The following is a 12,467-nucleotide window of genomic DNA, read 5'->3' as shown; positions in this document are numbered from 1 at the left end:
GATAAGTGCTCCTTCTTTACGTTTCTTTACCTCAAATTTACTCTATCTTAATCCTCATTTTGTATGATAAATAATGAAGTCAAAGATATGAAAGAGGGATGAAAAATGAGAGTTATGTCACCGATACGCATTTGGATTGCTCTTATGATATGCATTATTTTATGTGTAGGATTTTTTTTAACTCTAAAATATTCCACTATTTCAAAAGCAGAGAGAAAAACAGTTCCATACACACTTTTGTATACGAAACAAAACAACATCCTTTATTCCAATTCCACAAATAATGAAAAAAAAGTTATAAAAGGAATGCTTATTACGGAAGCTCCTAGTTACGAAACTCTACTTCAAATTGCTGAAACGATTAAAAATCAATATACAAATAAAGGAATTGATGAAATCACGCTGTCTATCCATAATGAAAATAATGGTAGTTATGAAGAAGAATTACTATACGAACCGATTAGTAAAGGAACAATAATCATCACATACGATTCCCAATCCTTTGGCAGTACGAACATTACTCTTAATGAATAGTAGCATTTACCTCACAAATTATGAGCAAACTTTATTTTTCACATGAGAAAGAGGCGAATAACGAAATTCGCCTCTTTTTTTACCATAATGATGGAATCCACTCTTTCACTTTATTAAACCACTCTTGCTGTTCTTTTTTCCTTTGTTGTTCTTCTTCTTGCCTTTTCTTTTCTTCTTCTTTTCTTCGCTTTTCTTCTTCAATTGTTTGCAATTGTTTTTTATAGTCCGCTTCAGATATTAACGACAATTGGAACGCTTTTTGGGCTGGGTTTGCATTTGCTTTTTTCATGATATCCCGGAACATCGTCGTTGTAATTTGACTACCACCTGGAACATAATGCTCGCTATCTGTTTTGTCATATCCTACCCAAATCGCACCTACTAAATCTGGTGTGTATCCTACAAACCACGAGTCCTTTGCCCCTACGCTCGGACCATTTACAAGTTGAGTAGTCCCTGTCTTTCCTGCTGTATCAACATTAGTAACTTTCGCTTTTCCACCTGTTCCCTTTTCTACAACACCTTTTAATAAATACGTCATCTTTTGAGCAATTTTCTCACTCGTCACTCGTGTCTCTTTCTTATACCATTTCCCTATTATTTCTCCTTCAGCATTTTGAACTTCTCTAATTGCATGAGCCTCTACTTGAACCCCATCATTAGCAAATGTACTATATGCTTGGGCCATTACAAATGGTGATGTCCCTACATGCATCCCACCTAAAGCAATTGGATACGTACGGTCTTCTGGTACTAATGGAATACCAAATCGCTCTAAAGATTTCAATCCTTTATCTAATCCTATTTGTTCTAATAGCCACACAGCGGAAACATTATACGACTTTGCTACCGCTTCATACATTGTCACATTACCATGAAAAGCCTGATCACTATTTTTCGGTTCATATTCTTTAATATGAAATGGTTCATCCTTTAATATATCGTATACTTCATACCCTTGTTCTAAAGCGGGTACATATACAGCTAGAGGCTTTAACGTTGAACCTGGTTGTCTTTTTAATTGCGTAGCATGATTAAATTGTAAAAACTGATATGGTCCTCTACCACCAACTAAAGCTGGAACACCGCCTGTTTTGGGATTTATAAGAACTACACCCGTTTGCATAAGTTGGTCTGAGCCACTATCTTTGAAATAACTATCATTATTCACAACGTCTTCTACAGCCTGTTGTTTTTTCGGGTCAAGCTCTGTATAAATACGATAACCACCCGCTAAAATTTCATTTTGTGTTAATTCGTACTTTTCCATCGCTTCCCTAACTATATAGTCTACATATTGGGAGTATTTACCTTTGTATTTATCATCAACCCCACGTTTTAATACAAGGCCTGACTCTTTTTCTTTATTATACTGTTCGTCAGAAATATACCCTTGCTCTTTCATTAAACTTAATACGACATTACGTCGTTCAATTGATTTATTAAAGTTTTTATAAGGCGAATACGCAGACGGCGCTTTAATTAATCCCGCAATCGTTGCAGCTTCTGAAATTGATAAATCTTTTACCTCTTTATCAAAATAAGATTTAGCTGCCCTCTTTATCCCCCAAGCACCTTCCCCAAAATAAATTTGATTCATATACATTTCAATAATTTCATCTTTTGTATAAGTACGTTCTATTTTTTTTGTTAAAAAGTATTCCTTTATTTTACGAGAAAATGTACGATCTTGTGTCAGAAATACATTCTTCGCAAGCTGCTGTGTAATTGTACTTCCCCCAGCTACAACTTCTCCTGCTGTAATATTTTTAAAAACCGCACTTATAATTCCACTATAATAAATACCATGATGGTTAAAAAATTCCTTATCTTCTACTGCAACAATTGCCTGAACCATAATATCAGGAATATCTTTTCTTTTAACGCCTTCTGTTTTCGAAGAAGCTAATTTAGTTGCGACCTCATTATTTGCATCATAAATTAAAGTCGGTTGTGGAACAGCTTGTTTTAATTCAGATATGTCTTGAATGGAAATTATTATATTTACAGCAATAAATAGAGTAACGAATACACTTCCCAATACAATTAATGAATTACGAAGTTTCTTCCTCTTATTGAACCACTCAAGCATTTTTTTAAAATGAGTGTTCTTCAATTTCATTCGTTCACTTCCTTCATTTATTTACACTCTTCTTTTTAAAAGGAAGAATATACCGCCTTTTAAATTTATTATAATAACGTAGTCATTCCTATAGTGTAAAGCTTTTCTTTTGCATTCATACTTTTTGCAAGAAAAGGACATTCTACAAGTAAGATATTCACTATTGGATATTAATATTATTAATAGAACAACGAGAGTTATGTTAAGTTTTTGTAAACTTTTCGATAAAATGTTTTAAAAAACGACAGTTTTTTGTTAGAATTGATTAGCCAATATATTTTACATATATTACTTTTGTGGGGGTAACAATAATGGTCTTTAAATCAAAAAAAGATAAATTTTCTGAAATGTTAATGAATGTTTCCGAAAATTTAAAAGAAGGCGCGCAGTTTTTCGTGGAGTATAAAATTAAAAATGCTAGCGATTTAAAAGAGTTTTCTATGCGCATGAAAGAGTATGAGTCAAAAGGTGACTCATTTATTCACGAAATCATTATGGAGTTAAACAAAGCGTTTATCACTCCGATTGAGCGTGAGGACATCCTACAACTTGCAATGAGTATGGATGATGTATTAGACGGATTAGATCACAGTGCTGGTCTGTTCGAAATGTATTCTATTACAGAAGCTGATGAATACATGATTAAATTCGTAGAAGCAATTAATCAATGTGCGATTGAGATTGCAAACTCTGTTGAATTAATGTCTAACAAAAAATTAGTCGACATTCGTACAAATGCGATTAAGATTAAGGATTATGAATCACAGTGTGATGATATTCGCCGTCATGCGATTAAGAACTTATTCTCTCGTGAAAAAGATCCGATTAAGATTATTCAATTTAAAGAGATTTACGAAGAGCTTGAAGAAGTAGCTGATAGCTGTCAAAGCGTTGCAAACGTATTAGAAACAATTATTATGAAGAACGCGTAAGGAGTTTGATCATGGATACACTCTTGATACTGACCGTTTTAGTAGTCATTTGCGCTTTAGCTTTTGACTTTATCAATGGATTTCACGATACAGCAAACGCTATTGCAACGGCTGTTTCAACGAAAGCTCTAAAGCCTAGACATGCCATTATTATGGCGGCTATTATGAACTTTTTAGGCGCAATGACATTTACAGGTGTAGCAAAAACGATTACAAAAGATATCGTTGATCCATTCGCCTTACAAAATGGTTCTCTTGTAATTTTAGCTGCTTTGCTTGCGGCAATAGCTTGGAACTTAATTACTTGGTACTACGGTATTCCAAGTAGTTCTTCGCATGCAATTATCGGCTCAATCGCAGGTGCAGCAATTGCGGCCGCTGGGATTAGCTCGCTAAATCTTAAAGGATTTATTAAAATTATTGAAGCTTTAATCATTTCACCGATTATCGCTTTCGTTATTGGTTATACCGTATACAGTATTTTTAAAGTAGTATTTAAAAACTTTAACTTAACAAAAACGAATAAGAACTTCCGTATATTCCAGATTTTCACTGCAGCATTACAAGCCTACACACACGGTACGAATGATGCACAAAAAGCAATGGGAATCATTACGATGGCTCTTATGGCTAATAACTATCATACTTCTAGCGATATCCCGTTCTGGGTACAATTATCTTGTGCTATCGCAATGGGGCTTGGTACTTCTGTCGGCGGATGGAAAATTATTAAAACTGTCGGTGGACAAATTATGAAAATTCGTCCTGTAAATGGTGTAGCTGCCGATTTATCATCATCACTTGTTATTTTCGGTGCAACATTCATTCACTTACCGGTTAGTACGACGCACGTTATCTCTTCTTCTATTTTAGGGGTTGGTGCTTCTCACCGTGTGAAAGGGGTAAAATGGGGAACTGCAAAACGCATGTTAATTACATGGGTTATTACACTTCCTATTTCAGCTTCTTTAGCTGCTCTGTTTTACTACCTATTACATTTTGTTTTCTAATCAAAAGTCGTCTTCCTTATTTTTCTAGGAAGACGACTTTTTTGTGAACAAGCCTATTTCTCATTAAAAAGCGTGTATAATAATTGGTGGATAAGTTATTTAGAGGAGTTGGCAATTTTGGAATACATCATGTTACTTTTCATCGGACTAATCGCCGGAACAGTCGGCAGCCTAGTTGGGCTTGGAGGCGGAATTATTATTGTTCCGTTATTAATTGGATTACACAGTTTATCACCACAACTTGCAGTAGGGACTTCTATGGTAACAGTCGTTTTCACAGGACTATCTTCCACCCTTACTTACATGAAGCATAAGCGAGTAGATTATAAAAGTGGACTTATTTTATTTATCGGAAGCGGCCCTGGTGGTATTATCGGATCATGGGCAAATAAATTTTTAAACCAAGACACATTTTCTTTATACTTTGGGATTTTCCTTATATTCGTCTCAATTCTACTTATGCTTCGAGACAAATTAAAACCTCTTTCCCTCTCAAATACGTCTGTAATTAAGCGTTCTTTTACAGATAATGATGGAAATACTGTACACTACCAATTCCCACCGTTTCTTGCTATCTTTATCGCCTTTATAGTTGGGTTTATATCTGGATTATTTGGAATTGGTGGCGGTGCCTTACTTGTTCCAGCAATGATGCTTCTTTTTGCATTCCCAGCACATATTGCAGTAGCAACTTCAATGTTCATCGTATTTCTATCAGCAATTGTAAGTTCTGCAACTCACATCTCACTTGGAAATGTCAGCTGGATTTATGCATTAATCCTGATTCCGGGTGCATGGATTGGCGGAAAAATCGGGGCTTACATTAATACAAAACTAAGTGGTAACGCCGTAATTAATTTATTACGTATTACGTTGATTATTCTTGGAACTAGATTAATCATTATTTCCCTTTTATAACGTATTCTTTTTAGAATGCGTTTTTCTTATACACATGAATATAAAAATCCTCCGAGGAGAACAAATAAAATTAAACAAACACATAATAACATATAATTTGAAATATGTACTTTCTTCAAGTTGACCACTCCTATAACTGCGACTGTTATCTTTATGATAGCGAAAAAATAGTTCACTTGCAGTTACAGAGTGCTAACAATGCAAAATCAATTATTACAAATTTTATCCTTATATTTCATTTCTTTGTATATTCTATCGATTTAATAAAAAAAGATGTCATATTGACATCTTTTTTAATGAAGAAGTGACCACCCCATGAAGTCTTCATGTACTTGGCACGCCCTCTTATCGTTTCGATCATATAATTCAGCATAGCTATCTGTTTCTTCATCATAAGCCATCGTATAAATAATTTGGCCGTCTACTTCAACGGATAAAACGACTCCACCTTTCATCTCTTCTACATGAATGATAGCATTCGCCGGAATTCTCATATCCGTCATTCTCATCGCATCTAACAATATACTAAACCCCCTACAGCGTATTCATTGCTAGTACTATTACACACTAAATAGTATACTACTGTAATAGCATACATTTCGTCAATGAAATTGCTGTTGAAATAGCATATTGTCTATATACATATACGCTAAAATAGAAGAAATAGAAACATATTAATGGGGGGCTAACATTGATTCTACACAAAGGAGATGTACTATTCCGTCAAGGCGAGGACGGTCCTTTATACTTTATAAAAACAGGCTTATTAAAAGTAGTTCGGCTAGAAGAAGACGGAACACCATTTTTATTCAACATTATCGTTCCAGGTGAAACGATACCTCATCATTCTTTAATTTCACCGAAAGAATATCACGGTACAGCTATCGCTTTAATAAAAACAGAAGTGGAACCGATCACTAGTAGTGAATGGTACGAGAGACTTCAAGCAAATCCCGAATCGTATGCTAACATCGCTATGCAATTGCAATCTAAATTAAGAATGATGCAACAACGAATTGATCAATTGACAACCGTCTCTCCGAAAGAACGTCTTCATCGTTTACAAGAATGGTTCACCCTATATTTAGGTGACATTCCTATATATGAAATATTAACACAAACCGAAATTGGTCAACTGATAGGTATACGTCGTGAAACAGTAAACCGTTTATTACGAGAACAAATAAAAAACGAGGTAAAATAAATACCTCGTTTTTTTGCTTATTGTAAGCTTGTTGCTGGGCCGAAAAATTCATAATGAATATGCTCTTGTTTCACACTTAAATCAGTTAGTGCAGCATTTATATGCTTCATAAATGCTACTGGACCACAGAAATAGAACTCTGCTTCAGTTGTCGGAATAATAGTTTTTAACCATTCACTTTCAATGAAACCTTCTTTATCAAAGTTCTTCATTTCTAAATCTTTTTCAGTCGGTGCAGAATAACAAGTATATGCTTTAACTTGTTCATATTCATTTTCTACTGCCTTAACGTGTTCTTTCATTGCATGTGTATTACTATTTATTGCTGCATGAACAAAATATACATTACGTTTTGAATCTTGTTCAATTAACGTATTTAACATACTCATCATCGGTGTAATCCCTACTCCACCACTAATTAGTACAACTGGTAATGTTGAATCCATATTTAACACGAAATCTCCCGCTGGTGCACTTACTGGTAAAACATCTCCTTCTTTTACATGTTCATGTAAGTAATTAGACACTTTACCGTCTGGTGTATCTACACCTTTTTCTTTTTTTACACTAATACGATAATATTCTTTCCCAGGAGCATCGGATAAACTGTATTGACGATTATGTGTATATGTCTCACCTTCAATATTGATTTGAATCGTTACATATTGACCTGGGATGAATGAAGAAACTTTCCCTCCATCTTCAGGTTTCAAATAAAATGACGTAATAACATCGCTTTCCTTCACTTTTTTAACAATCACAAAGTTGCGGAAGTCTTTCCATCCACCTTCTTTATGTGCAGCTTCTTCATACATCTCTGCTTCAATGCTAATGAATGCATCAGCAATGACACCATATGCTTCTCCCCATGCATTTAAAACTTCATCAGGTGCACCTGCGACCTCTTTAATGGCACGTAGTAAACATGTACCTACAATCGGATAATGCTCTGCTTTAATACCTAAACTTCTATGCTTATGACCAATTTGTTTTACAACTGGAATAATAGCTTCTAAATTATCAATGTACGTTGCAGCTGCATAAACAGCATTCGCTAACGCTTGTTGTTGTCTTCCCTTTTTCTGATTTGTATGGTTGAAAATATTCAATAACTCCGGATGTTCCGAAAATAAAATTTCATAAAATCTCGTTGTAATTTCAACGCCTTTTTCTTGTAATAATGGTACTGTTGACTTTACGATTTCAATTGTTTTTGCACTTAACATTGTATCCCACTCCTCTATTTCCTTAACTGTTTTTAGTTTAACTGAATCTTATAATGCAGATTGTGATTTTAATCACTATTAACACGGTGTTTTTGTGAATAATATATGAACATTATATTTACAAAAGAAAATAAGCTAACTAGAATTCTAGCTAGCTTATTATTTTGTTTGTATAGCTTGTTCAATTACTTTTATATCTTTCCCATCGCCAAACTCCGTATATCCCCAGATATTCGTTTCACCTCTATATTTATTTACGATAATATCCAAGTCATGATATACACGGTGGGCATACACTACATACTCAATATTTTGAAGTTCCACACCTTTTTTTACAATTTCATAGCTTCTATTTACATCGCGTTTTATTTTTTCATTCTTTATTTCTGTATGTATATTTTTTAACGATGATTCTTGTTGTTGAAACCATTGCTTAAATTGATTCCAATCCCCGTCTGTATAATTCTCTGCTTTACCGTAATTTAAGAAATTATTATAGCTTTCATGTGTCATTCGAATAAAATTTAGCACTTTTGTCTCTTCTTGCACATCTTCTATTTGAGCTATTGTATTTACCTCAGCAGGCTTATTCGCATAATGTAACAGCACTTTCATAAGACTATAGCTTGCAATGATCATCACGATAATAATCCCGAATACACTTAACAATTTCTTCATATACAGAACTCCTTCTCTACTAAAAATATTACAATGTATGACTATACTTGTAACTTTCTCTCGTAGAAATATAATTCCTGTATAAATTCTTCCTATCATTTCGACAATATTTTTCTATACATTTCTCGTTGGCAAATGTTCTTGTAAAACAATATATCCTTCATAAGCTGTGTAACCGAGTATAGCCATTAATCCGATATAACAAGCAAATACTGTCCATTTCGTTTTCGCATCCACTTTATAATAGTTTTCTTGTTGTTCCTTTTCTGTTTTCCATTCATTTAATTTTCTTTCTGACGCTTCAAATGCTTCCCTTATGTGAATTGTATACTCATCTTTTTCATCTTCATATGGAACATAATCTAACGGTTCGAACTTCGGTAAAAGATACTCTAACACTTCCATTTTTTGAAGTTCACCTATTTGTAACTCTTTTTCCCGTTCTCTTTGTCTTAATGCATTCATCTCATGATGCATCACGTATATAGTCCGATGTACAGCACCCGTTTCTTTTAATTCCTCTTCAAGCCTAGTAACATATTCTTTCATCCCATCAATTTTATGCCCTAATTCCTTAATCGGCTCATCTCTCTTTATTACTCTATATAACTCCATACAACCGATAATAACAATAAATCCTCCCAAAATACTTTTAAAGTAAATTGAATAGCCAAGTAATAAAATAAGGCCTGCTCCCCAAATTTTAGTACTGACAACTGAAATAATTCGCCCACCATCTAGCGGCGAAACGGGAATTAAATTAAAGAAATTAATCATACTTCCAAGCAAAATAACAAGCGCCCAAAATGGCTCTTTCGTCATTATATAAAGCGGTATCGCTGGTAAAAATGACAGAAGTCCGAAAAGCGGACCCATATAGGCAATGTAAGCTTCATCTTTCGCATTTTTCGGCATCTCTTTCATTCCAATAAGGGCCCCCATAAATGGAATAAAGATTGCTGGCGATGTTGGGATCCCCTTTCTTTTCGCAGCCCATAAATGGCCCATTTCATGAACAAACAACAAATAAATGAGCGCCACTCCAAATTTCCAACCATATAGAACTGCGTATGCGCCAAGCGATAGAAACATACTAAATACCGTTGAAAACTTTGCTAATTTAAAAATTGCAAATACCCACTTTAACTTAGACAGTAAAAATAGACCTATCGCAACAATAATTCCCCATAATCCTTTTTTATTATTTTTCATATTCCTCTCCTTTATCTCTCATTAATGAATCATATCATTCATCAAAGCTTGTTCTTTTCTCTATTATGACATATTTTTTTCTATTGTTAGAAATAATGTTTATATAATCCATTTTCAGCCAAAAATATAAATAAAAGGAGGTGTACACAAATGAATTTACAATCTCTTATAATAGGTGCTCTATCGTTTTTAGCTTCAACTCTTATTTTTTATACCGTTAGTTACGTATTATTATTAGATTTGTTGCCCAATCACGTATTTATTGCCCTTGTCATCCTTTCCGCTCTTATGATTTCTTTTCTTATTACACGAAAATCAATGAATGAGCCATCTACAAAAGCAAAGTAATAGAGAGGGGTGCTTTCCCCTCTCTATTATCATTTCCTAGGAAAGGTCATATAGATTTGACAAGTTTACATTCATTCCAATCCGTAAGGGCTAATTAAAGTCTCACTTTATCTTTGAAAATTCATTTTTTCACCATAATCTTTAACAATCTGAATTATATTTTGAAACACACCTATTTTTTCTTTTTCACTGTTTAATATTTTCAAATCATAATTTTCGTAATATGTTTCTAATGATTTTAATTGTGATTCTGAAGCGCTGTTTATCGGAACAGTAGCATGTAATTCATATTGCTTATACCCTTCCTTTACTTTTTCACCTAAAATCATTTCACTCTCTTTTGCTCCAATTAATTTTTGAACTTTTTCTGGAAAATTGAGTTGCAAATAATATTCTTGCTCCTTCACTAACTTATTGTATAGTGATTGTGAAATCGTATACCGTACCGTATAATTCACGTTTTGATCGCCTGTTTTAATATGAAACGCGGTAATCTGCAAATCTTTTTTTGTTACTTCCGTTAAAGGGCTTACCTGCATCTCATCTTCTTTTTGTTCTGAGACATTTGGAAATATATCCAAAAGCTTTTCCGTATCTTTTTCATTCAACATATACATAGCTTTCTTATATTGCACCCATCCTCGTCTATCTTCTCCCCTTAACCATGCATAATAAGTTTCTTTTTTCCCATCTCTACTAATTTGTATTTCATATTCAGGTTCACCGAAGCTTCCTGTTATTTCTTGTTTCTCAGCTTTATTCAAAATGTCTATTACTAACTTCGCTTCTGATTCCTGCAACTTTTTCTCTTTATGTTTTTTTTGTATAACGGTTACCCCTATTGTTTCTTTCACTTCATTCACCGTCTCTTCTACTTTTTTTGTTTCTTTTTTCGGTTCAACTTGACCACAAGCTGCTAGTAACATAACAAACAACAACACCAATACATATTTCCCTTTCAAATTAATCCTCCTCTTACGATAAGAAATCCTTATAATCTTCATACATAAAACAAAAACGTGACATCCTATTAAATACGCTATACTAATCATTGAAAGGAGGTCTTTATCATGTCCATTAATTTTCATGATGAAAATAATAAGTACACATATGCAACAAGAAACGCTCATATTTCTTGGGCTGAAATGGTAAAAAACATTACAGAAATACAAAACAAGCAAATAATTGATATCGGCTGTGGTGGTGGGATTTATACGAAAGAACTCGCTCTTATGGGAGCCAATAATGTTGTGGGACTTGATTTTTCAAAAGAAATATTACAAGCTGCAAAAGAAAATTGTAACAACTTTTCAAACATTTCATTCATCCACGGTGATGCACATAATATCCCATACCCTAATGAAACATTCGACATAGTTATTTCGCGTGCAGTTATTCATCATTTACAAGACATTCCTACATTTTTACGTGAAGCTTCTCGTATATTAAATAAAAACGGTGTACTTATTTTACAAGATCGAACAATTGAAGATTGTACAATTCCAGGAAGTCCCGAACACATTCGCGGATATTTTTTCTCTCTATTTCCAAAACTTATTGAAATAGAGTCAAAAAGACGTCCAAAAACCAACACTATACAGACAGAATTACAAAAACATTCTCTTCATGTACTTCCCACACAAACACAATGGGAAATACGAAAAATACATGATTCTGTAGAAGCATTATTGCAAGATTTATCTCCTCGAACAGGTCGATCTATTCTATATGAGTTAACAGATGATGAACTTTCTCAACTTCTACAACATATACAGACCGCATTACAAAACGTCTCTCCTATTATTGAAAGAGATCGATGGACAATTTGGAGCGCCATGAAGTTGTAAGGAAGGAAGCCTCACAAAATAATGTGAGGCTTCCTTTCTTTCATAATCTAATTTTGCAACACTCTTGATATCCTCCACTTCTGGCCTGTGCACTTCCACACTTCGGACATACTAAATATCTAGACTGATTTGTCAATAAACTACCTTTTTGAAAGAGTAAAACTTCTGCTTGTTTAAACGAACGCGAATAATATAACCACATAAAACCAATTATAGCAATAATGCCAAATAATACTCCCATCGCAAGCATTTCAGTCACCTCTTTTGGTTTGTTCTTTCCAGCAAGTGGATTGTTGTATTATTCTCTGTAAATTCAAACAATCCCTTCTTTACTCCTATAAATATCAACTTTCTCTATAAATTTTACAATTCTCCGCAAATTTTCACTCCCATTTTACAATTCATCATTTCCTTTACAACAACGAATATCACTTTC

The 12,467-nt window shown here is 33.8% G+C and carries 14 protein-coding genes; 7 read left to right on the top strand and 7 right to left on the bottom strand.

What is annotated here, in order from left to right; all coding sequences use genetic code 11:
* The first annotated feature begins 105 nt into the window (after nucleotides 1-105).
* A complete protein-coding gene (locus ACTFRU_RS10545; RefSeq protein WP_006915455.1) occupies nucleotides 106-534 on the top strand; it encodes a hypothetical protein in 429 nt (142 codons plus the stop codon).
* Nucleotides 535-613: 79 nt separating this feature from the next.
* Here ACTFRU_RS10545 and ACTFRU_RS10540 read toward each other — a convergent pair whose 3' ends face one another.
* On the bottom strand, nucleotides 614-2,656 hold the full coding sequence (locus tag ACTFRU_RS10540; protein ID WP_290102272.1) for a transglycosylase domain-containing protein: 2,043 nt from the start codon (nucleotides 2,654-2,656) through the stop codon (nucleotides 614-616).
* Between the two features lie 311 nt (nucleotides 2,657-2,967).
* On the opposite strand from ACTFRU_RS10540, the gene ACTFRU_RS10535 reads away from it, so the two are divergent.
* The 3 genes from ACTFRU_RS10535 (at nucleotide 2,968) to ACTFRU_RS10525 (ending at nucleotide 5,516) form a co-directional block, all read left to right on the top strand.
* The gene (locus tag ACTFRU_RS10535; protein WP_000231449.1) at nucleotides 2,968-3,588 is read left to right on the top strand and encodes a DUF47 domain-containing protein; all 621 of its coding nucleotides are present in this window, start codon (nucleotides 2,968-2,970) and stop codon (nucleotides 3,586-3,588) included.
* A gap of 11 nt (nucleotides 3,589-3,599) precedes the next feature.
* A complete protein-coding gene (locus tag ACTFRU_RS10530; protein WP_000380273.1) occupies nucleotides 3,600-4,598 on the top strand; it encodes an inorganic phosphate transporter in 999 nt (332 codons plus the stop codon).
* Between the two features lie 117 nt (nucleotides 4,599-4,715).
* Complete coding sequence (locus tag ACTFRU_RS10525) at nucleotides 4,716-5,516, top strand: sulfite exporter TauE/SafE family protein (RefSeq protein ID WP_000455762.1); 801 nt, start codon at nucleotides 4,716-4,718, stop codon at nucleotides 5,514-5,516.
* Between the two features lie 293 nt (nucleotides 5,517-5,809).
* Here the strand turns inward: ACTFRU_RS10525 and ACTFRU_RS10520 are convergent, their stop codons facing one another.
* Nucleotides 5,810-6,037, bottom strand: a complete 228-nt coding sequence (locus ACTFRU_RS10520) for a hypothetical protein (RefSeq protein WP_000883009.1) — start codon at nucleotides 6,035-6,037, stop codon at nucleotides 5,810-5,812.
* A gap of 170 nt (nucleotides 6,038-6,207) precedes the next feature.
* Here ACTFRU_RS10520 and ACTFRU_RS10515 point away from each other — a divergent pair, with 170 nt between their 5' ends.
* Entirely contained in the window at nucleotides 6,208-6,720 is a 513-nt protein-coding gene (locus tag ACTFRU_RS10515; RefSeq protein WP_000600585.1) for a Crp/Fnr family transcriptional regulator, read from the top strand.
* 17 nt (nucleotides 6,721-6,737) lie between these two features.
* Here ACTFRU_RS10515 and hmpA read toward each other — a convergent pair whose 3' ends face one another.
* The 3 genes from hmpA to ACTFRU_RS10500 all read right to left on the bottom strand — a co-directional run bounded on the left by hmpA (nucleotide 6,738) and on the right by ACTFRU_RS10500 (nucleotide 9,836).
* Nucleotides 6,738-7,946, bottom strand: coding sequence for an NO-inducible flavohemoprotein (gene hmpA, locus ACTFRU_RS10510; protein WP_006915513.1), 1,209 nt, complete (start codon nucleotides 7,944-7,946; stop codon nucleotides 6,738-6,740).
* 159 nt (nucleotides 7,947-8,105) lie between these two features.
* Complete coding sequence (locus ACTFRU_RS10505; RefSeq protein WP_000735526.1) at nucleotides 8,106-8,624, bottom strand: hypothetical protein; 519 nt, start codon at nucleotides 8,622-8,624, stop codon at nucleotides 8,106-8,108.
* A 114-nt stretch (nucleotides 8,625-8,738) separates the two neighbouring features.
* Nucleotides 8,739-9,836, bottom strand: coding sequence for a site-2 protease family protein (locus tag ACTFRU_RS10500; protein WP_000794491.1), 1,098 nt, complete (start codon nucleotides 9,834-9,836; stop codon nucleotides 8,739-8,741).
* A gap of 150 nt (nucleotides 9,837-9,986) precedes the next feature.
* Between ACTFRU_RS10500 and ACTFRU_RS10495 the strand changes: the two genes are divergently transcribed.
* The gene (locus tag ACTFRU_RS10495; protein WP_001053357.1) at nucleotides 9,987-10,184 is read left to right on the top strand and encodes a hypothetical protein; all 198 of its coding nucleotides are present in this window, start codon (nucleotides 9,987-9,989) and stop codon (nucleotides 10,182-10,184) included.
* A 107-nt stretch (nucleotides 10,185-10,291) separates the two neighbouring features.
* Here the strand turns inward: ACTFRU_RS10495 and ACTFRU_RS10490 are convergent, their stop codons facing one another.
* Complete coding sequence (locus ACTFRU_RS10490) at nucleotides 10,292-11,146, bottom strand: hypothetical protein (RefSeq protein ID WP_006915519.1); 855 nt, start codon at nucleotides 11,144-11,146, stop codon at nucleotides 10,292-10,294.
* A gap of 108 nt (nucleotides 11,147-11,254) precedes the next feature.
* Between ACTFRU_RS10490 and ACTFRU_RS10485 the strand changes: the two genes are divergently transcribed.
* The gene (locus tag ACTFRU_RS10485; RefSeq protein ID WP_000026285.1) at nucleotides 11,255-12,031 is read left to right on the top strand and encodes a class I SAM-dependent methyltransferase; all 777 of its coding nucleotides are present in this window, start codon (nucleotides 11,255-11,257) and stop codon (nucleotides 12,029-12,031) included.
* 40 nt (nucleotides 12,032-12,071) lie between these two features.
* Here the strand turns inward: ACTFRU_RS10485 and ACTFRU_RS10480 are convergent, their stop codons facing one another.
* The gene (locus ACTFRU_RS10480) at nucleotides 12,072-12,281 is read right to left on the bottom strand and encodes a hypothetical protein (RefSeq protein ID WP_000880630.1); all 210 of its coding nucleotides are present in this window, start codon (nucleotides 12,279-12,281) and stop codon (nucleotides 12,072-12,074) included.
* Nucleotides 12,282-12,467 lie beyond the last annotated feature (186 nt).

Source organism: Bacillus cereus group sp. MYBK220-1 (assembly GCF_051916445.1).
In the GTDB taxonomy this organism is placed as follows: Bacteria; Bacillota; Bacilli; order Bacillales; family Bacillaceae_G; genus Bacillus_A; species Bacillus_A cereus.
This window is presented reverse-complemented; position numbering and strand designations above follow the sequence as displayed.